Annotated in this window: 16 protein-coding genes; 8 read left to right on the top strand and 8 right to left on the bottom strand. The window is 56.8% G+C overall.

What is annotated here, in order from left to right; genetic code table 11:
• Window positions 1-92: 92 nt before the first annotated feature.
• The gene (locus QPL95_RS09990) at window positions 93-620 is read left to right on the top strand and encodes an OmpW family protein (protein ID WP_303290830.1); all 528 of its coding nucleotides are present in this window, start codon (window positions 93-95) and stop codon (window positions 618-620) included.
• Between the two features lie 898 nt (window positions 621-1,518).
• Here the strand turns inward: QPL95_RS09990 and QPL95_RS09985 are convergent.
• The 5 genes from QPL95_RS09985 to QPL95_RS09965 all read right to left on the bottom strand — a co-directional run bounded on the left by QPL95_RS09985 (window position 1,519) and on the right by QPL95_RS09965 (window position 7,568).
• On the bottom strand, window positions 1,519-2,544 hold the full coding sequence (locus QPL95_RS09985; RefSeq protein WP_008170306.1) for an IS110 family transposase: 1,026 nt from the start codon (window positions 2,542-2,544) through the stop codon (window positions 1,519-1,521).
• Window positions 2,545-2,830: 286 nt separating this feature from the next.
• On the bottom strand, window positions 2,831-4,081 hold the full coding sequence (locus QPL95_RS09980; protein ID WP_008170308.1) for an NAD(P)/FAD-dependent oxidoreductase: 1,251 nt from the start codon (window positions 4,079-4,081) through the stop codon (window positions 2,831-2,833).
• Between the two features lie 84 nt (window positions 4,082-4,165).
• Window positions 4,166-5,803, bottom strand: a complete 1,638-nt coding sequence (locus QPL95_RS09975; RefSeq protein ID WP_023011694.1) for a GMC family oxidoreductase — start codon at window positions 5,801-5,803, stop codon at window positions 4,166-4,168.
• 17 nt (window positions 5,804-5,820) lie between these two features.
• Complete coding sequence (locus QPL95_RS09970; protein ID WP_008170310.1) at window positions 5,821-7,233, bottom strand: cytochrome P450; 1,413 nt, start codon at window positions 7,231-7,233, stop codon at window positions 5,821-5,823.
• Window positions 7,234-7,247: 14 nt separating this feature from the next.
• A complete protein-coding gene (locus QPL95_RS09965) occupies window positions 7,248-7,568 on the bottom strand; it encodes a 2Fe-2S iron-sulfur cluster-binding protein (RefSeq protein ID WP_008170311.1) in 321 nt (106 codons plus the stop codon).
• Between the two features lie 129 nt (window positions 7,569-7,697).
• On the opposite strand from QPL95_RS09965, the gene QPL95_RS09960 reads away from it, so the two are divergent.
• Window positions 7,698-8,765: an AraC family transcriptional regulator gene (locus QPL95_RS09960; RefSeq protein ID WP_008170312.1), complete on the top strand. Its 1,068-nt coding sequence runs from the start codon at window positions 7,698-7,700 to the stop codon at window positions 8,763-8,765.
• Window positions 8,766-8,806: 41 nt separating this feature from the next.
• On the opposite strand, the gene QPL95_RS09955 is transcribed toward QPL95_RS09960, so the two are convergent.
• Entirely contained in the window at window positions 8,807-9,421 is a 615-nt protein-coding gene (locus QPL95_RS09955) for a TetR/AcrR family transcriptional regulator (RefSeq protein WP_008170313.1), read from the bottom strand.
• A 258-nt stretch (window positions 9,422-9,679) separates the two neighbouring features.
• Here QPL95_RS09955 and QPL95_RS09950 point away from each other — a divergent pair, with 258 nt between their 5' ends.
• Genes QPL95_RS09950 through QPL95_RS09930 form a run of 5 tightly spaced genes read left to right on the top strand, consistent with a single transcriptional unit; the run spans window position 9,680 to window position 15,676 of the window.
• Window positions 9,680-10,165 (top strand): PaaI family thioesterase, encoded by a 486-nt coding sequence (locus QPL95_RS09950; protein ID WP_008170314.1) that lies wholly within the window; start codon window positions 9,680-9,682, stop codon window positions 10,163-10,165.
• On the top strand, window positions 10,162-10,653 hold the full coding sequence (locus QPL95_RS09945; RefSeq protein WP_008170315.1) for a PaaI family thioesterase: 492 nt from the start codon (window positions 10,162-10,164) through the stop codon (window positions 10,651-10,653). Before QPL95_RS09950 ends, QPL95_RS09945 begins: the two co-directional genes overlap by 4 nt.
• Window positions 10,643-11,545 carry an alpha/beta fold hydrolase gene (locus QPL95_RS09940; protein ID WP_008170317.1) on the top strand — a complete coding sequence of 301 codons (903 nt, stop codon included), beginning with the start codon at window positions 10,643-10,645 and terminating at the stop codon, window positions 11,543-11,545. Before QPL95_RS09945 ends, QPL95_RS09940 begins: the two co-directional genes overlap by 11 nt.
• Window positions 11,546-11,582: 37 nt before the next feature.
• A complete protein-coding gene (locus QPL95_RS09935; protein ID WP_008170319.1) occupies window positions 11,583-12,635 on the top strand; it encodes an efflux RND transporter periplasmic adaptor subunit in 1,053 nt (350 codons plus the stop codon).
• On the top strand, window positions 12,632-15,676 hold the full coding sequence (locus QPL95_RS09930; RefSeq protein ID WP_008170321.1) for an efflux RND transporter permease subunit: 3,045 nt from the start codon (window positions 12,632-12,634) through the stop codon (window positions 15,674-15,676). The genes QPL95_RS09935 and QPL95_RS09930 overlap by 4 nt, the downstream gene beginning before the upstream one ends.
• A 93-nt stretch (window positions 15,677-15,769) precedes the next feature.
• On the opposite strand, the gene QPL95_RS09925 is transcribed toward QPL95_RS09930, so the two are convergent.
• Entirely contained in the window at window positions 15,770-15,895 is a 126-nt protein-coding gene (locus tag QPL95_RS09925; protein WP_264622537.1) for a hypothetical protein, read from the bottom strand.
• Window positions 15,896-15,987: 92 nt separating this feature from the next.
• On the opposite strand from QPL95_RS09925, the gene QPL95_RS09920 reads away from it, so the two are divergent.
• A complete protein-coding gene (locus QPL95_RS09920; protein WP_227497733.1) occupies window positions 15,988-16,341 on the top strand; it encodes a GbsR/MarR family transcriptional regulator in 354 nt (117 codons plus the stop codon).
• Window positions 16,342-16,583: 242 nt separating this feature from the next.
• Here QPL95_RS09920 and QPL95_RS09915 read toward each other — a convergent pair whose 3' ends face one another.
• Window positions 16,584-19,778 carry an Ig-like domain-containing protein gene (locus QPL95_RS09915; RefSeq protein WP_039881818.1) on the bottom strand — a complete coding sequence of 1,065 codons (3,195 nt, stop codon included), beginning with the start codon at window positions 19,776-19,778 and terminating at the stop codon, window positions 16,584-16,586.

The following is a 19,778-nucleotide window of genomic DNA, read 5'->3' as shown; positions in this document are numbered from 1 at the left end:
CGTCGCCCCATCAGGAATTGTGAGCCCGTCGGCTCAACCACGTTGAACCCGGAAAAACGAGTGGTAGAGAAAGACGTCGCTTAAACAGAGAAATCAGTGCCAACTGTCTTGAAAAACACCGGAGTGCCCCCGTTCCAAATTCCAACCTGTCTATTAACAACGATACGACCGTATCATTCGACGTGTCGTATTTTCTGAGTAATCAGCTGGCATTTAACATTTTTGGCGGCATTCCCGCTAGTGCGGACCTCCAGGGCGAAGAGTCTCTCTCCGGTCTTTTTCTTGGTCAAACAGATTATGGTCCGGTAATTCTTTCGCTTCAGTATCATGTTTTGACGGGTAGCAACTTCTCTCCGTACTTTGGAGCGGGTGTAGGACGGATTCTCTTTTTAGATGAGAAGGATCGCGCACTAACCGACTTCGACGTCGAAGATACATGGGCCCCTGCGGTTCAGGCTGGTTTTCGCTGGAGGATACACAATAACTGGTCGGCAAATTTTGACGTTAGATATGCACCCTTCGAGGCGGATATCACCGGTAACCTGGGCCCGGCCCCTGTTCAGGCAAAAGTGGAAGTGGACCCCACTATCGTGAGCATCGGTGTTGCATATCGCTTTTAAATGCCAAGTATACCAACCGTCTGCATTTGCTGGTCGCTTTCAGCAACCTGCTGATTGATAAAAAACCTGCAGCGTAAGACCAATGCGCCCCTTTTCCGCCAAGATTGCGGAAAAGGGGCAAAAACCAGCGGTTATTCAGATCTTCCTTAGGTATATAGCCCCAGCCTTATGCATCATTTAAAGGTCTCGTATCGTTTAGTCGAGTAGTATATAGCCATCAGGACCGGCACGTCCTTACTATAGAAAACCTTTTCAGTAGTCCCGCAAGTTTCATTTAATCGAGCAAGTGTCTTAACATTAATACCGCTCGTAACTATCGGTTCTTGATGTCCACCATCAATAAGCCGGAATCTTACTGTGTTTGATTTACACACCGCTTGAAGCTTGCAGTCTGAAAAGCCCTGTCTTGGCTGCCACCACCCATCCGCATGAAAAAGCATATGCTCAGATGAACCAAAACAAGAGGTCGACACCGAATGGGCGATGTTGCTTATGAAGGATTGAGTGATCGGAACCTCTACCCATAATGGCCGATAGAGACTTCGCTTTTTCTTTGTGGGTAAAATCAAGTTCATATTTTCGTCGGTAATTGCAAGGTGAGGTTATTAGTGGGACATATAGAGAATTATTTCACCTACATGGACTCCCCCTGCGGTCAAGCAACGCCATTTGAATCCGAAGCGGTTTGAGACTGCGGCTCTACATTCGGCCTCTTTGTGGGCGTTTTTGCCCGGGCCAGGATGATGATGCGTGTGAGCGGGGACCTTATTCGTTAGTCGGCTTCGCTGAGCCGCAGAAATAAACAGGTTCTCCCACTCTCGGTCTGACCGTTCCGTCATCGCTTGCCGTTGCAAGACTCTTCTGGCAGGCTTGTTCTGCCTGTCGTTGGTGCTCGGTTTTAGCCCTCCACAGGCTGTGTCTTAAACTCGGTTTGATTCATGAGTAGTGCCCATATAATCCGGGCGTTCTTGGCCGCCATCGCAACGGCGGCCCGCTTGTATCCACGTCGTTCCACCAGGTCTTTGGCCCAGTCACTGAGTCGATCATTCTTATCCGGTAATTTTGCAATCACTGCCCGGGTGCCATGGATCAGCAGCGTTCGCAGGTATTTGTCCCCGCGCTTGGTGATTCGGCCAAGTCGCACCTTGCCACCGGTCGAGTATTGTCGGGGCACCAGACCCAACCATGCGGCAAAGTGTCGCCCACTTTTGAACTGTCTGGGGTCAGGCGCACTGGCCAGCAGGGCTGTTGCGGTCTGTGGTCCGATACCCGGTATGGCCATAAGGCGCTTGGCCTGCTCATCGCTCCGGGCCATCGCTTCGACCTCCCGATCGTAAGCCAGGATTTCTTCATCGAGCTGTCGAATGCGTTGGTTGATGTTGTTGATTAAGCGGCGAGCGAGCATGGGTAAGTCGTTTTCGGCATCCTCCAGGATTTCGGGAACCCGGCGCCGTGCGGCGTAACGGCCCTGGGGAATGATCAGTCCGAACTCGGCCAGCAGCCCACGAATCTGATTGATCTGCGCGGTGCGTTCTTTGGTCAGTCCACGGCGAATACGATGCAGGCACAGTACGGCTTGCTGGTCTTCGGTCTTGATTGGAACAAACCGCATATTCGGCCGACCTACTGCCTCACAGATGGCCTCGGCATCGTTGTCGTCGTTCTTGCTGCTCTTGCGATAGGGCGCGACAAACCGGGGTGCAATGATTCGGACATCGTGGCCGAGTTTGGTCATTTCCCGAGCCCAATGGTGGGCACCCGAGCAGGCTTCCATGCCAATCAGGCAGGGTGGGAGCTGAGCGATATAAGGCAACAGCTTGGGCCGGTTCAGTCGTTTGCGAACCACGACCTTGCCGTGTTGATCGGTGCCATGAATACTGAACACAGTTTTCGCCAGATCGATGCCAATGGTTGTAACATTCATGATGACTCCTCCTGCTTTTGATTGAAGATGTCAGACACCTTCAATGTGGCACATCGATGCCGTGGGAGCAGGGGGAGTCCATATCATTCGCTATGGTGCTCTCGGTTTACCAGAGCAACAGTAATGTGTCTGGCTACGGGAAATTCCGCCGGTTGTGGCTCACGCATCCTTTGCGCTCACTGAAAGCTGTCGGTCGTAGGATATGATATCCATAGGCCGTATGAGTTGTGCATTGCTTTCGCAATTTTGGGCAAACTAAGGGCACAGCTCTACTCGGTCGTCAATTTCAATTTATGGACTGACCGCTCACCAAGGACTTCAGTTCAATATCCGGATCCTTCAACATTTCAGGATTGACCTGCCTGCGTTGTTGAACGAGGGTCTTGCCGACCATAAAAGCGATGGGCAGGTTGACCGCATCAACAGCAATGACACAGCCATCGCGGAGATAGAACACCGCAAATCCCTTGTCTTCCGGGCTTCCGCGCAGCACACGCTGATCATGATGTTGCGACAACCCCACCATCTGCAGACGCACGTCATATTGGTTCGACCAGAACCATGGAGCGCTGTTATAGGGTTTCTCCTCGCCCATCAGGGTTGCCGCCGCTGTCCGGGCCTGATCAACCGCGTTGGCGACAGATTCAAGGCGCTGCATCTTCTCGAAGAAAAGATTCCGGTGGCGGGTACAGTCGCCGATCGCCAGGATGGCGGGATCTTCTGTGCGGGTAAACTCGTCAACAATAATGCCGTCATCACAGGGCAGGCCGGCGGCCTCAGCCAGGGCGGTTTCCGGCACAACACCCACTGAAACGAGCACGATGTCGGCCGGTACAGTGCCGCCGCTCGCCAAGGTCACGCCAGCCACATGCCCCTGATCGCCCGCTTCGAAACCGGTTACCGCCGTGTTCAGCCGCAGATCCACGCCGGCGCTGCTGTGTTTGGTGTAAAAAAACTCTGAGATTTCCGGGCCTGTTACACGCTGCATAAGACGCTCGGCCGCTTCCAGTACTGTGACATTAACGCCTTTTTTGGTGGCACTGGCTGCCACCTCAAGTCCAATGTAACCACCACCCACGATGACCAGGCGCTTCCCCGGGAGCAATTCTTCACGCAGGGCATCCGAGTCAGCTATGTCGTGCAGATAATAAATGCCCTCCAGGTCAGCCCCGGGTGCGTTCAGGCTTCGGACGTGGGACCCCGTGGCCAGAACCAGTCGATCGTATTTCAATGTGCTCTGGTCCGACAGGCTGATGGTCCTGTTGTCCCGATCAATCTGTTCGGCACGCACACCAAGCCGCAACTGATGGCCGGCGTTCTCGTACACCGAGCGCGGCTTCAGGTACAGCGACGCCTGATCAACCTCTCCTGCCAGATAGTTCTTGGACAGGGGCGGCCGCTGATAGGGTGGATGTGGTTCTTCGCCCACCAGAATCACTTCCTGTTGATATTTTTTTTGCAGCAGGGTTGTCAGGAGCGCACCCGCTGCGTGCCCGCCGCCAACGATGACTGTCGTCTCTTTCTGTTGGTTTGCCATAGTCTGTCTCTGCCTGTTGTTCTCTGGGATCAGATTGATCAGAAGTCCGGATGCCAGCTGTGCGCCGGGATGCCCCCCGCAGCGCTAGCCGACCGTCTCCCCGGCATCCTCAAGTATCATCGCGGCGCCTTTCTCGCCGATCATGGTTGCCGGCTGATTGGTGTTTCCGCCGACCAGCGTCGGCATGATGGAGGCATCGACCACCCGCAGGCATTGCAGGCCATGCACGCGCAGGCGCGGATCGACCACCGCCATCGGATCAACACCCATCTTGCAGGTGCCAACCGGGTGGTACGCTGATTCACCGCTGCGCCGTACCCATGCGGCGAGATCGTCGTCATTCTGGAGCGCCGGCCCGGGCGAGACCTCAACCTCGTGGTGCGGGGCAAAGGCCGCCTGCGCCAGGATTCTGCGCACCAGATGTACCCCGCGTACCAGTCGCTCGACATCGGCGGACTCGGCCATGTAGTTGGGGTCGATCAGCGGCGCCGCAAACGGGTCGGCACTGTGCAGACCGACGCGCCCGCGCGACGATGGCCTGAGCCCGTAGATCATCACCGCGTAGCCATAACCGCTCATCGCGGTCTTCAGGTCTCGCCCGTGATCGTCGTACAGCATTGGCGCGAAGTGCAGCTGCAGGTCGGGTATCGGCTCCTCGGGCCGGGAGCGGATGAACCCGCCGGCCTCGGCGCCGTTGCTCGACAGCACGCCCCGCCGGCCGCTCAGATACGTCAGAGCGCCCCACAGCCCCTTGAGCCAGTAGCTCGGATGCATCGAGATGCTTTGGCGGCTGCGGGCGCTGACGCGCACGAACACGTCGATATGATCCTGGAGATTCTGCCCGACGCCCTCCAACGCATGGCGCAGTTCTATGCCATGCCGGGACAGTTCCTCCCGCGGACCGACCCCGGACAGCATCAGCAGTTGCGGCGAGTTGAACGCGCCGCCGCAGAGCACAACTTCGCGCCTGGCACGAACCTGCGTCTGCCCCGTTGTATCGCGGTATTCGACACCGGTGGCGCGGGTGCCTTCGAGTAGCACCCGGGTGACATGCGCGCCGCTGCAAACCGTCAGGTTGGAGCGCCCCGCAGCGGGTTCCAGATACGCCCGCGCATTGCTACAGCGTGTGCCGTCTTTCTGGTAGGCGTAGTAGAAGCCCACGCCCTCCTGCTCACTGCCGTTGAAATCTGTATTGAGCCGGTACTTCGCCTGGGTTGCCGCCTCGACAAACGCAATGCTCAGCGGATTGGTATAGCGCCGCTCGGCAACGTTCAGCGGACCACCCTGACCATGAAATTCTGCCTCATTCAGCGTAAGTTTGGGCTCGAAATGTTCCGATCGGCGGAAGTAGGGCAACACCTCGGCGTATGACCACCCGTTGCACCCCAGCCGTGCCCACTCGTCGTAGTCCCGGGCATGCCCGCGAATATAGACCTGCGCGTTCATGGCGCTGGAACCGCCAAGCATCTTGCCCCGCGGCTGAAAAAGCGCCCGGTCGTGCATGTGACGCTGCGGTTCGGTATTGAACTGCCAGTTGTAGCGGCGGCTGAACATCAGCTGCAGGAAACCCAGCGGCATGTTCACGAAAGGGTTGCGGCGGCTCTCCGGACCGGCTTCAAGCAGCAGCACAGAATGGCGACCGCTCTCCGACAGGCGGCTGGCGACAGCACATCCGGCCGAGCCCGCGCCAACCACGACATAGTCAAATTGTTCGGTCGTCATCCTGGTCAGCCTGTTCATTAACTTTTTGGTGTCAGCTGGACCATCAGCTCCGAATAGCCCCGCACGAAGTTGGACTGCACGCGCTCCGGCTCGCCGACGACTTCGATCTTGTCAAAGCGTTTGAGAATCTCTTCCCATAGGATACGCAGTTGCAATTCCGCCAGGCGGTTGCCCATGCAACGGTGAACACCGTAGCCAAATGACATATGGTTTCGTGCGTCCTTGCGATCGATAATGAAGTGATCGGGGTCCTCGAACTTGCGCTCGTCACGGTTGCCCGAGGCGTACCACATCACAACGCGATCGCCCTTTTTGATGGTCTGGCCGCCCAGCTCAACATCTTGCTTGGCGACTCGGCGCATATAGGCCAGCGGCGTTTGCCAGCGGATGATTTCCGACACCATGTTCGGAATCAGTTCCGGTTTTGCCTTCAGTTTTTCGAGCTCCTTTGGGAATTCGTTCATGGCCACCAGGCCACCACTCATTGAGTTGCGAGTGGTATCATTGCCGCCAACGATAAGCAGCGTCAGATTGCCGATAAACTCCATCGGGCGATTGATCAGATCTTTGGTGTCGTCGTTGCTCTGTAGCAGGCTGATCAAATCGAAACCGGGCTCTTCGCCCGCCGCGCGGCGCGCTTCTTTATCCCTCCAAAGCTTGGAGAAAGACCAGGCCATGTCTGCTGCGTCGTCAAACATGATCTCTTCATCGGCAAACTCGCCGCCGGTCGCCGAGGCTGCACCGGCCATTCGATCCGACCACTCCACCAGCTTGTGACGTTCCTCGTAAGGAAAATCCAGAAGGGTTGCGAGCATGCGACCGGTGAGTTCCTTCGATACAGTGGGCACCCAGTTGAAGGGCTGGCCCAGAGGCAGGCTGTCAAGCACATCGCCGGTACGCGATCGGATCAGCTCCTCCATTTCCTTCAGGTTCTTCGGTGCCACCACGCCCTGTACCGAGCTGCGCTGCACATCGTGTTTTGGCGGATCCATCGCTATGAACATTTCCACCGACAGTCCCTCTGGAGGGTCACCCAGAATGATTTGCGGCTCGGCGGAAAACAGGTCGTGACTCTTATCCACGAACATGATGTCTTCAAAGCGAGTCACCGACCAGAAGGGGCCGAAGGGGCTGTTCTTCTGGTAATGGACCGGAGCCTCATCACGCAACCGTTTGAAATAGGCGCGCCACTGATCCTGCCGATATAAAAACGGATTGCTGACATCGATGTCCTCAAGGGCCAGCGTGTTAACGTCCGGGATGGCTGATTCAACAAATTCGGGCACGGGCCGGCGTGGGCCGAAGGCCTTCTTCTTGGCGCCCATTAACAGTTTCAGCCCCTGGATCTGCCTGTGCATCGGCACCACCCTGGAGGTAGCATTAATCACTCGGGACTGAATGTCGTCAAATGTTTTGGACAGTGTTGGCATGCGTCCTCCTATGTTCACATCTGGAACTCGGGTAAATGCACGGTCATGCCGTCCATTTCATCAGTAATGACCACCTGGCAGCCCAGGCGCGAAGTGCTTGCCCGCTCCGGGGTCATTGACAGCATTTGCTCTTCCTCACCACCAGGCGTACCTGTCTTTCTGAACCAATCGTCCGAGACGATGACGTGGCAGGTACCACAGGCACACTCTCCCCCACAATCCCCGTCAATACCGGGAATCAGATTGTCAACGGCGATTTGCATTACCGAGGAACCAGCTTTGAATTCAGCGACATGTTCAGTTTGATCATGTTCTATAAAAGTAATCTTGCCCAATATTGTTCTCCTGCCAGTAGTTTTCAGTAATAGATATTGTCTGTCTAACGACACTCCTGTCAGGTCATTTCTTGACAAGCTGAGGTCATTTAAAGACAAAATGACGTTCATTCAGGACGGGGAAGATCAATGATGACGACGCAGAAGACGGGTGATTTGCAAAAACCCGGTCCCGGCATTCCATCGAATTACTCACGGCTCATTGCACGTGAGCTCGATTTAACAGCCAAACAACTGCCACGTCTGCTGCTCGGCACCGGGCTTGGTGTGACGCAATTCCTGAGCGAGGAAAGCCTGCTTACCGCAGCGCAGCAGGTGCGGATTCTGCGCAACGCACTGGATCTGTCCGGCCAGCCGGAATTAGGGTTATGGCTAGGCAAGCGACTGACCCCGGCAACCCATGGTGCGATGGGATTCGTGGCCTACAGCAGCCCCGACTTTCTCACTGCGCTGCAAGCGATTCATACTTTTCTGCCCACGCGCGCGAGCTTCATCCAACTGCATTTGCGGCAAGTCAACGAGCGCCTGGAATGTATTCTGGACTACCAGGAGTCGCTGGACGATGACATACAGCGGTGCCTGTCGGATGCGATGGTTAAGGCCCTTTTTGAATTTGGCGAGTTTATAATTGGTCGCCCTTTGCATGAGGCTGAAATATGCTTCGCTCATCCTGAACCCCCGTATCAGGCAATGTATGCCGATTTTTTGCCCGGGCAGATTCGCTTTGATTGCGACCAGTTAAAACTTACGTTGCCGATGTCGTTGTGTCGGGAACCGAATGCCTCCGCCAATCACGAAAACTATCGTCTGGCCTTGCAACAGTGTGAATCGATGCTTGCGCAACTTCAGTCGGATAAACCGAGCTATCAGACCCAGCTGAAGATGATGATGTTGTCCCGACCGCCCGGAACGCTCAGTGAAGACGAAGCAGCGGCCTCGTTGTTCATGAGCAAACGCACCCTGGCACGCAAACTCAAACAGGAACGCAGCGGTTTTCGGAAAGTTCGCGACGAGATTCTGTCCCAGCAGGCAGCGACCTACTTGCGTGACAGCCAGCTGTCAATCGAGGCCATTGCCGCGTTGATGAACTATCACGACAGTGCCAATTTCAGACGCGCCTTCAAGCGCTGGTTTGACCAGTCGCCTGAGCAATTCAGGCAAAATGTCAGATCACAAACCGTGCATCCGCATGATTAGCGATCATAAACAGAGGCTACTTGCGTTTGTGAAGCCAGAACCTATGCCTGACCCCCTTTATTGATCACACCGTCCATAGCGATCTGCCAGATCAAGTCGCCAATGGCGTCGAGTGAATGAGCCCCGTTCGGGTCGAACCAGGTTGCAACCCAGTTGAGCGCCCCAAGGCCGATCAGGCGGAGCAAACGGCCGTCAACATTCTTCCGGATCACGCCCTGTTCAATCATTGTTTCGAGGATCTCAGCCCACAGGGACTCGTATTGGTCACGCAGTTCGATGATTTCCTCGCGAGCCTCCGGGCCCAGCGCTCGCCATTCAAACAGCAGCACGTAAACCGCGTCCGAATCTACCAACAGGGCTCGCAGATGCGCTTTGATACAAAGACGCAACCGTTCAACCGGGTCATCCGAACTGGCGTAAGCCGACTCGACCTCTGCGGTAACCAGGTCCACCCCCCGGCGCATCAGCTCGACAAGCAGCGCTTCCTTGCTGTTGTAACGATAATACAGACTTCCGGGCAGCATATTGCAGGCCTCGGCAATCTCCTTGAGCGACGTCCTTTCAAAGCCTTTCTCACGAAAAAGCCGGGCTGCGTTAGACAAAACGTCGCCCTGGTCGCCCAGTTTGCTTGCAGGAGTCATCTGTCTGTTAACCATCGCTTAAGTATCTCCTCAGCAAGCCAGTTCGTTATTCATCAGAGCGGCCACCACCTGACTTGTTACACTGATCGTACGCCATTGCACGGGTGGCGTGCCATTTGCCTCAACAGATTCTTGACTTTTGGTTGGTTAACCAACCAAAATCCAGCAACAATGTTATTCGGAAGAAACTGACATGGCAATGACCTATGACAATCAGCTGTTTCCCGCCACTTCCACCCCTGCGCGAAATGCAAACCGGGGTGGGCATATCTGATGACGGAGTCGAACAGAGCTCAGCACAGTGACGCTGTGACGACGGCGTGGCAGTTTACCGAACAGGTTCCCCACGGCAGGGATCTGGGTATGCAGGTTGTCTCTGTGAACGGAAACCAGGTCTGCATGCGCCTGACCCCACAGCCGTGGATGTTCGCCGAAGAGGATACACAAGAAATCTGCACCAGCGTGCTCTACTCGCTGGCCGACTCCGCCGGAGGCTTGGCGGTATTCGCGGGGGCCCTGGAGTTGATGCCCATTGCCACGCTGGATCTGCGCATGGATTATCTGCGGCCCGCCATCGGCGACCGTGCCCTCTTGGCGGTGGCCACCTGTCGTCATTTAACGGACGAGGTCGCGTTCATCCATTGCGACATCCTCAGCGAGAGCGATAGTGCACTGTTAGCGACGGCAAACGCCACCTTCATGCGCAACACCCAGGGCCAGCGATTCCAGGCCGGTGGACGAAAAAAGGAGGGCGCATGAGCACGACTGGCGATTCGGCACAACCCATCTCAGGCCCTACCGAAAGCGGGAAAGAATGTTCCGACTGGCAGGCTCTGCTGGAGCGCATTCCCTACGCACGGCACCTTGGGCTTGAGGTTCAACGCGACGATGTAGGTCTAGTGGTTCATATGCCGTGTCGTGAAGCGCTCATTGGCAACTTTATGCTACCCGCCCTCCATGGCGGCGTGCTTGGCGCCCTGATCGAACTCACCGCGCGGGTCGCTGCGCAAAGCCAGGATACCGACAAACGTTGCCCACGCATTCTCGACAGCCACATTAACTACCTCCGCTCCGCGCAGGCCCGATCGACGTTCGCCAGCGCCGAAATTGTCCGGCAAGGCAGGCGGAGCAGCCTGGTCCGGGTGACTTGCTGGCAGGGCGATAAGCGCAAACCGATCGCCAGCGGTCAGGTTCAGTTGTTGCTCCCGACAATGGCGGCCAAAGAAGCAGATCTTCATGAACAATAAGCACAACAACCCTGAACGCGACCAATTCCAGGCGCCGGATGGCGCGGAGATCGCACTGTGGCGTTGGCCGCAATCCAAAGCGCGCCCCACGGTGCACTGGGCCCATGCAACGGGTTTCCATGGCCGCCTGTACCGCCCCCTCCTTGATGAGCTTGCCACGGACGTCAATGTCCTGGCCTGGGACATGCGGGGGCACGGGGCCAGCGCCGGTGCGGCGAACTTTTCGACATTCCGGGGCTGGGAAACCTACTATCGCGACATGATCGCTCTGCTGGATAGCCTGGACGAGCCGGTCTGGCTCGCCGGCCATTCCATCGGTGCCACCACCAGCATCATGGCCGCTGCCCGACGGCCAGACAAAGTGCTGGGCCTGATTCTGGCGGAACCGGTGATCATGGATCCGGGGCAGGGCCTGAAGCTGTGGCTGGCCAAGCTGCTACGCCAGTCACATCGGTTGTCACTGGCCGCCGGAGCCGCACGTCGGCGCCGGGTATTCGACTCGCACGCTGCTGCGCTGGACAACTATCGTGGCCGCGGTGGCTTCAAGACCTGGCCCGATGCATGGCTGGAGGCCTACATCCAACACGCTTTTCTGCCGCAGGACGATCAAGTTCGCCTGGCGTGTGCGCCGGAGTGGGAGAGCACCACCTTTGCCCATACCGAACACAACCCCTGGCCCGGTATTCGTCAGTTGCGGTGCCCGGTTATCGCGCTGGCGGCGGAGCGCGGGTCAACCTTCTCGCCGGCGGCGCGAAAACGCCTGCAGACCCTGCTGCCCCGGGCTGACGTCATGGTTCTTGAAGGTACGACCCACTTCCTGCCCATGGAGCAGAACGAAACCGTTCGCGATGCCATCCTGCAACTTGCGTTGTCCGGACACCGCGAGAACTGATACCCACACCTTGATTTTGCTAATCGGGACACCTGCCATGCGCTGTATGCTGACACTGTTTATCTCGCTGCTCATTCTGTCTGGTTGTCAGCAGTCTTCGGAACCGCCCCCACAGGCCCGCGCCCCTATCCCCTGGGTAAAAACAGTTGAACTAAAGGACGCCGGCCCAACAGCGCACAGATTTTCAGGAACCCTGCGAGGCCGCCACGAAGTTCCTCAGGCCTTTCAGATCGCCGGTCGGATTCAACATCGTTACATTGATGCCGGTCAACGCGTGGAAAAAGGCGACTTACTGTTCAAACTCGATACACGAGACCTTGTAGCAACGGCGGAGGGAGCCGCGGCGGATCTGAAGCGTGCAGAAGCGGCCCTGGCAATTACCACCAATGAGCTCCAGCGCCAGCAGCAACTTGTGGGGCGTCAGTTTGTCAGCGAACAAACCCTGCAACGCCTTGAGTTGGCAGAGCGTGAGGCGCGCAGCCAGGTGCAAACGGCTTCTGCACGCAATCAGCAGGCTCAGAATGCCTTGGGGTATGCGGAACTGAAAGCCGCCCATGCAGGCGTGGTCACTGAGGTCATCGTTGAACCCGGCCAGGTTGTGGGTGTCGGTCAAACCCTTGCCGTTCTGGCCGAAGATCAATCGCTGGAAGTCGAGGTTTTTTTACCAGAGGGCAGTAACCCGCCCAGGCGCGGTTATGTTCCTTTGCCCACTGGCGAACAGCTTGCTGTGAGCCTGAGAGAGATTGCCGGGGCTGCCGACCCCGCAAGCCGGAGCTGGCGTGCCCGATACAGCCTGGAGGGGCCCTACCCCTCGTCTTTAACTCTGGGTTCGGTGGTGAGTGTCCGGTTAGCACAGAAGCAAACCGCGCCCAGCCATCGCGTACCGCTGGGTGCCCTCGATGAGAGAGGGCAAACGCCACAGGTCTGGTTGGTCTCCGATGGCACGGTGAAGCCCCTTGCGGTCGAGGTGATCGATCTGGGTGAAGAGTATGCGCAGATCAAGGCCGATATCAACGCGGGAACGCCCATCGTCGCGTTGGGGACACACCTGCTCACGCCTGGCATGGCGGTGCAGGAGCTGGCTCAATGAGCTTACCGAATCTTTCCGCGCTGGCAGTGCGCGAGCGTTCGGTCACCCTCTTTTTTCTTTTGCTGTCCGTTGTTGCCGGTTTCTACGCGTTCTCCTCCCTTGGTCGGGCGGAAGACCCTGCGTTCACCGTCCGGGCGATGGTGGTTTCTGTCGTCTGGCCAGGAGCAACCCCCGAGGTGCTGCAGAATCAGGTCGTGGATCGTCTGGAAAAGCAAATTCAGGAGGTGGCGTATACCGATACCATTGAAACAACCATTCGGCCCGGGCAGGCCGCCATGGTTATCCGATTCCAGGATTCGACGCCCAGCGAAAAAGTGCCTGATCTCTTTTATCAGGTCCGCAAACGCATGCTCGATGAGCAATCCAACCTGCCCCGGGGGGTGATCGGCCCCATCGTCAACGACGATTTCGCGGATGTGTATTTCTCCCTGCTTGCCCTGACGGCACCTGGGCTGCCGATGCGTGAACTGACCCGCGAGGCAGAATCGATACGGGATCGCCTGCAACGGCTGCCCGGCTTGCAAAAAGCACAGCTCCTGGCGGAGCGTCCTGAGCGGGTGTATCTCGAATTTGATCAGGACCGGCTCAACAACCTCGGTTTGTCGGCAGAAGAGGTGTTGCAGGCGATAGAGGCCAACAACCGTCTTCAGCCTCTTGGCTTTGTTGATCTTGCCGGCCCGCGGGTTTATGTCCGCAGCAACATCGACCTGTCTGACCTTGAGCGCCTCACCTCAGTACCTCTGCGTATCGGAGACCAGCTTATCACCGTGTCTGATCTGGCCGAGGTGCGTTTAGGTTATGAAGATCCTTTGAGCTACATCGTCCGCTCCAACGGTGAGGATGCGATCCTGTTAGGTGTCGTCATGCGCGCGGGTGAAAATGGCCTGGAGTTTGGTGAGCGGCTGCGCGAGTTTGTCAGTGCCGAACAGGGCAGGCTGCCGCTGGGAATGTCAATACAGACCCTGACCGATCAGGCGGAAGCCATCACTCAGGCGGTTGATCTTTTTCAGGTCAAGTTTCTGGTTGCGTTGGTCGTCGTGATGGGGGTCAGCATACTGGCGATCGGTCTGCGCGCGGGTTTGGTGGTGGGCATTGCGATTCCTGTGACCCTCGGCCTGACTTTCTTGTTGATGAAAATGGCGGGCATAAACCTGGACCGCATCACCCTGGGTGCGTTGATTATCGCACTGGGTCTGTTAGTGGACGATGCGATCATCGCCATTGAAATGATGATCGTGAAGATGGAGAGCGGCTGGGACCGGGTACGGGCAGCCAGTCATGCCTGGAGCGTAACCGCCGCGCCCATGCTGTTCGGTACGCTGGTGACGGTGGCCGGATTTGTCCCCATCGGATTTGCCCAGTCCGGAGTGGGAGAATACACCGGCAACATCTTCTGGGTGCTGGCTTTTTCGTTGTTGATTTCCTGGGTGGTGGCGGTAACTTTTACGCCTTATCTGGGCGTCAAGCTCTTGCCCGATTACACCGGGCATATGGGCCAGGACCTTTACCAAAGCGCGTTTTATCAGCGGTTGCGTGGGGTGATCACAGCGTGTGTTCAGTACCGGAAAACCGTCGTTTTTATCACAGTGGGTTTGCTGGCGATCAGTGCTTTCGGGATGGCAACCCAGGTGCAGAAGCAATTTTTTCCCAGTTCTGATCGCCCTGAAGTTCTGATCAGTGTCTATGCTCCGCAGGGGAGCGCTATTGCCACCACGGATCAAAGTGTCAGACGCCTGGAAGCAATTCTGATGGACATGCCGGAGGTGAAAAGCCTTTCCGCTTACATCGGAGCCGGTGCACCGCGATTCTTCGTATCGGCCAACCCCGAGCAGCCGGACCCGGCATTTGCCAAGTTGATTGCCATTGGGGAGGACGTTGAAGGGCGCGATCGCATCATCTCGGCATTGGAAGCCAGAATCGCGGCGGGTGAATTTCCGGAGGCACGAGTGCGTGTAACGCGTTTGCTGTACGGTCCGCCGGTGGTCTGGCCGGTCAGTTTTCGTGTGCTGGGTCCGGAAGCCGATCAGCTCAGAGAGATCGCGCACCAGATCCGGACTCTCATGACCGGGCATCCGAACATCGTCATGCCGCATCTCGAATGGGACGAGCGCGTACCCACGCTCTATCTTGATATGGACCCGGAAAATCTGGGTTGGATGGGCCTGACCCCGGCAGAGGTTGCCCGGCAACTCCAGTTCCAACTTCGCGGAGTGGCCGTCACCGAACTGCGCCAGGGCATAAGGAGCGTTCAACTGGTGGCGCGTAATGCACGTGGCGAAGTGATCATGCCGGAAGATCTTGAGATCAAAACCCGCGACGGCCGCAAACTTTCCGTACAGCAACTGGGCAAGTGGCAGGTTCGTTACGAGGACCCCGTCATAAAGCGTTACAACCGTGACCCCTTCCTGGCCGTTCAGGCCGATGTAGAAGGTGCCCAGCCACCGGATGTCACCAAGGAAATCTGGAGTGCGATGACAGCCCTGCGTGAACAGTTGCCGGAGGGTTACCGTATTGAAATTGGCGGTACGGTGGAACAATCAGCCAAAGCCAATGCTTCAATCCAGACATTACAACCGGTGATGTTGGCGTTGATGCTGATCTTTATCATGCTTCAGATGCGTTCATTTATCGGCACATTGACTGTTCTTGCCACCGCGCCACTGGGGCTGATTGGGGCTGTGCTGGCTCTGCTGCTGTTTAATCAACCCTTTGGCTTTACCGCGCTGCTGGGGTTGATTGGCCTGGGCGGCATCCTGATGCGAAACACCATGATTCTGACGCAGCAGGTGCAGGACAACTTCAAAGCAGGAATGGCTGCCCGGGAAGCCGTTGTCGAAGCGGCAGTCCAGCGTGCCCGCCCCGTGGTACTCACCGCCCTGGCGGCCGTTCTGGCGTTTGTACCTCTGACCTTTGACCTGTTCTGGGGGCCGCTGGCTTATGTGCTTATCGGTGGCGTAGCGGTCGGCACTCTGATTACGCTATTGTTTGTCCCGGCGCTTTATGCCCTCTGGTTTCGGTTAAAGAGCGAATGCTTAGATTAGATCGGCCCCACAGTTTAGACTGGAACATGTTATTAGAGTGACTGACGAAATCACCCGGGAGGGCAACGCTTATAGCCCGCTCATCCGTGAAGTTCAGTCCGGGACATCATGCTGGCCCAGGCGATCCTTTATCGTGGCGCGGGCTTCGCCACCGTCTGGCCGCAGTTCCTGGCCATCGCCTTTGTCGGGGCTGCCCTTTTCGGGTTTGCTCTGGCACATTTCCGACGGACCCTGAACACCAGCCGCCTGGAAAAGCGCCAAGACGCGTTCAGATGCGCTGGTTTGGCAGGGTCCGCATGGCCCCTTTAACTATGAAAACACTCACTGAATCAGATACGCGCTTTATTGAACGCATGGGCCAGTTAGCCCAATCAGACGGGCTTTCTCGTATAGGAGGAGAAATCTGGGCGGTCCTCATCGTGTCTGATGACCCGGTCAGTTCGTCAGAGTTGGTAGGACTATTGCGCGTCAGTAAGACCAGCGTGAGTACGAATACCTGCTTTCTTGAACGGTTGGGCATTGTCGAACGTCGTTCAGCGTTAGGTGAACGGCAGGATTTTTTCAATTCGTCCCAACCCTTATGCTGCTTTCCTGGAAGGCCAGATAAAAAGATATCAGACCGCAAAATCGGTCGTCGCGGAAGCCAGGTCGACGATCACGAATGACCGCAATCGGGCCAAACTGGCTGAGCTGGAGAAGTTCTACGGCATGTATCATCACAGCTTGAATGATCTGTTGGAATATTTAAATGCTCAAGCCTCTGAGGTAGGAAAATAGGGCATCGCAGTGGCTTTGTGAGTGCAATCCACCCCTCCTGGTCAAAACGGCCTCCCTGACTGCAATCTTCCCTTCGATTTTCTCAGGCTGAAGCAAAAAGCCCTGGCTGTTGAACCAGGGCTTCTTGGGGTTACTGCTGTGTGGTTGGTGAGAGATAGGTGAGAGAAAGCTTACCTTGAGGGATTTCAAGATGGATAACGGTGTCTGCATTCAGCCCCAAAAGATTGATGATCGGGTTACAAAGGTTAGGAACCAGACTGCATATACCACTTACATTATTCGAGTTGAGCGTAATATCTCCTCGCACTTCAACGTCAATCGGGACCCTCTCGACATTAAGCAGTTGGATCTGTATGCGGCCATCCTGGAGAAAGGTCACAGGCCCTCTCAGCGTCAAGCGGTCACCACCCAGGTCCTGAATGGGATAGCTGCGCAGGTTATGGTCAAGCTCGGCCGGGCCAATGCTTGGGTTGAGGTAAGGTGCATCCAGATATACGTCCAGACTGAGCTCGAAGGTAAACTGGCCCTGCTCATTGGTGTATAGAAAGCCCGTCAGCGGTTTGACATTCCCCTTTTCATCCCTTGGGTATCTTATGCGCATCATGAGCGGACCGGTCGAGATACTTTCGTTAGCCTCAATGCCGGTGTCTGCAAGCCCAATGCTTGCAAATGCATCCAGTAACGCAGTATCTATTTTGACCCACACATCGCTGGATGTGGTGGCTAACACAGATGGCGAAATTTCCACCGGTACCCTGCCCTGGTCGTCCGGTGTTCCTGCCACGAAGGTATCAAGCATGGCTGTCAGATAAATGAATTTGTCTTCCCGGCAGCTTTGCCCGACTTCACATCCAATTTCAGCGTCAACCACAAGAGAATCTTGCTGAGGAGGATTCAGTGACTCGACTCCATTGGATGCCAAGCCTACCGCGTTGGCAACGCTTTCTCCTGTTTGAGAGCCGGCCTCAAGACCTTTTGTATAGTCCAGATCCGCATTGGCATCGGCCGCCGGCAGGTTTCTCAGCGGCAGGTAGGTGGCAGTCTTCTTCTCGATACCGGTGAAGTAGTTCACCAGCGCCGTGCCGCCCTCGGTTCTGTGGGTTGCATCCCATTTACCCTGGGTGAGCAGGACGGTTTGCAGGGGCAGCCCCGCAGTTGACTTTATCACTGAGTTGTCATCATTGGCGGCATTCAGCGTATAGCGGTAGAGGCTGCCTGTCTCCCACGGAACCAGGGGCGTAATGGTCAGGGACCGTGGCTCGGTCGTGAGGGTGTATTCGGAGGTCGCAATTTCCTCCCATTGGCCAGTATCCGTTTGCCTTTCAACCGTCAGAGTGATGCCGGGGACGATGGTTTGTGGGTCCATGTTAAGGGAAAAACGGACGATAATGGGCTTGTCGGTTTCGAGTTGACCAAGGGGGAGCAAGTCGTCATCGGCTTTGCCCCCGGCACAACGTCCCTGGTTGCCGGCGTTGATATCAATGCCGGCTTTGGCGCAGGGATAACCGGGCCGGGTTATCAGCGCAAGCGGCGACTGGTCCATTGGCGTGCCCGGCTCGGTCGGGCTGAGTTGGAACGGCAGGGCAATCTGGCTGGCAAAGGTGTTTCCGGCCAGGTCCCGCAAACCGGACCCGTTTTGCGACGAAGCCCCATTGGGATTGAGCCTGAGAACGTAGCTTGCGCCATGCACCAATGGTTCCGCCGGATGAATCACCACACTGCCGCCATCGGCCTTCAGGTTCGCATCAACCAGCACCCCATCCTTTTCCAGCTGAATGTTGTCGGAATTGATAGATGATGGGAGCAGCGGTTCGTTAAAGTAGATCACCAGATTGTCGCCCGGGCGAAGCCTGGCCTGATTGTCAGTGCCGGGCACCCAGCTCGTGATGAAGGGCGCTTCGGTGTCCGCGAAGTCGGCCTGCAGCGGGGCATCTTCGACGTTGCGGAAGCCGTTCAGCTTGAAGGAGATCAGGCCTGAGGCCGTGTCAATACCCATCACGTCCGGCTCAATAACGCCAACGGCTTCGATGCTCAGCTTGCCGTCCTCGACGATGGCGGTGCCCACGAGCTGCACGTGCATGAGCTGTTGGCCAAGGGCGCCGTTGGCAACAGTGTTCCCGGTATTCAGGGCCATATCGATGTAGAGCTCGAGCACCCGGGGTGCATCCACTGCATCGGTATAGGGGTTGGGCATCAGGAAACCATTGGCATCCGAGAGAAAGCGAACTTCGACGGCTTCGGATTCGAACCCGGCCGGCACGGCGCCGGCGACCTTGACGACCACGGAGCTTCCGGTGAGCAAGGTGCCCCGGTCGATCCTCAGGGGAATGCTCTGGCCCGCCGCTTCAAATTTGGGAATAAAGCCCAGTTCCGCGAACACGGTGCCGGTGACACTGGTCGGGTTGTTCGGGCCCAGAAGAAGGGAGCTCAGGTTTACCGAGTTGTAATCGGCACCGGTCAGTGGCAACTGGCCGGGTATGCTTTCAGCTACCTGGCCCATGATCTGGCGCTTGCCCGTCGGGGAGCGGGAATCGATCGGGTTGAAGGTCAGTGTGTGATCTTCGGACAGGGCATCATCGAGCAGAGCGCTTTTGATGCCGGTAGTCACGGTCAGGTTATAGGTCAGGCCCGGATCCAGGTAGCCTTCCGGATCCACCGTGACCCGGTGGCCCTTGGCGTATACTTCGGCATTCACCGGTTCACCGTCCTGGTCCGTCAGGCGGATGGTCTGGCCGTAAACCACCGATTGCGGGTCGAGGGGCTCGGTAAACTGAAGCCGGAATGTCGTAAAGTCCGTGACGGGGTAGTCGTTCCCTCCGTCCGGAATGGCTCGCGCCAGTTCAAATCCGGTGCCTTCGGTCTGGCTCAGGATAGGGCCGGATGTGGCCGGTTCTGTCCTGAATCTGATGCCATCTGCGGTCAGTGACACCGGTGTGCCGCCAGCCTGAAGGCCCTCTGAGGTCAGGGTGTAGCTGGTTCCCGGCGCAAGCGCCTTGTCCGGCTTTGCCGCAAGCCCCATCTTGTCTTCATCAGTAAACATCACGTCGGTGAGGGTAACCTCGTTTCCGGTGGCATCCTTCAGGATCAGAGAATCGGGAATGTCAGTCAACGGTGTGTCGATGGACTTGTTGAAACGCAGGAAAACAGGTGCCGTTGTGGGAACGGTGGACGTGACATCGGGCTGATCACTGCCTGACGACATTGAGTCAGCCGGATAGGCAAACATTAGCGAGCCGGGTGTTGAGCTTTGGGTCATTGTTTGCTCGTCACCGCCACAGCCTGCGAGTAACGTGGTGACACTCAATGCAATAATTGTTCTTTTCAT

The organism is Marinobacter sp. SS5-14b (genome assembly GCF_030541005.1).
Lineage (GTDB): Bacteria > Pseudomonadota > Gammaproteobacteria > Pseudomonadales > Oleiphilaceae > Marinobacter.
Note: the sequence above shows the minus strand (reverse complement) of the source record. Positions and strands in the feature narration are given on the sequence as shown.

What these genes read in the sequence shown, in the direction of transcription:
- QPL95_RS09955 (WP_008170313.1), bottom strand. Translation starts at nt 9,421, where the DNA reads ATGGTTAACAGACAGATGACTCCTGCAAGCAAACTGGGCGACCAGGGC.
- QPL95_RS09915 (WP_039881818.1), bottom strand. Translation starts at nt 19,778, where the DNA reads ATGAAAAGAACAATTATTGCATTGAGTGTCACCACGTTACTCGCAGGC.
- QPL95_RS09925 (WP_264622537.1), bottom strand. Translation starts at nt 15,895, where the DNA reads ATGTGCCAGAGCAAACCCGAAAAGGGCAGCCCCGACAAAGGCGATGGC.
- QPL95_RS09980 (WP_008170308.1), bottom strand. Translation starts at nt 4,081, where the DNA reads ATGGCAAACCAACAGAAAGAGACGACAGTCATCGTTGGCGGCGGGCAC.
- QPL95_RS09950 (WP_008170314.1), top strand. Translation starts at nt 9,680, where the DNA reads ATGACGGAGTCGAACAGAGCTCAGCACAGTGACGCTGTGACGACGGCG.
- QPL95_RS09935 (WP_008170319.1), top strand. Translation starts at nt 11,583, where the DNA reads ATGCGCTGTATGCTGACACTGTTTATCTCGCTGCTCATTCTGTCTGGT.
- QPL95_RS09930 (WP_008170321.1), top strand. Translation starts at nt 12,632, where the DNA reads ATGAGCTTACCGAATCTTTCCGCGCTGGCAGTGCGCGAGCGTTCGGTC.
- QPL95_RS09985 (WP_008170306.1), bottom strand. Translation starts at nt 2,544, where the DNA reads ATGAATGTTACAACCATTGGCATCGATCTGGCGAAAACTGTGTTCAGT.
- QPL95_RS09945 (WP_008170315.1), top strand. Translation starts at nt 10,162, where the DNA reads ATGAGCACGACTGGCGATTCGGCACAACCCATCTCAGGCCCTACCGAA.
- QPL95_RS09975 (WP_023011694.1), bottom strand. Translation starts at nt 5,803, where the DNA reads ATGACGACCGAACAATTTGACTATGTCGTGGTTGGCGCGGGCTCGGCC.
- QPL95_RS09970 (WP_008170310.1), bottom strand. Translation starts at nt 7,233, where the DNA reads ATGCCAACACTGTCCAAAACATTTGACGACATTCAGTCCCGAGTGATT.
- QPL95_RS09960 (WP_008170312.1), top strand. Translation starts at nt 7,698, where the DNA reads ATGATGACGACGCAGAAGACGGGTGATTTGCAAAAACCCGGTCCCGGC.
- QPL95_RS09940 (WP_008170317.1), top strand. Translation starts at nt 10,643, where the DNA reads ATGAACAATAAGCACAACAACCCTGAACGCGACCAATTCCAGGCGCCG.
- QPL95_RS09920 (WP_227497733.1), top strand. Translation starts at nt 15,988, where the DNA reads ATGAAAACACTCACTGAATCAGATACGCGCTTTATTGAACGCATGGGC.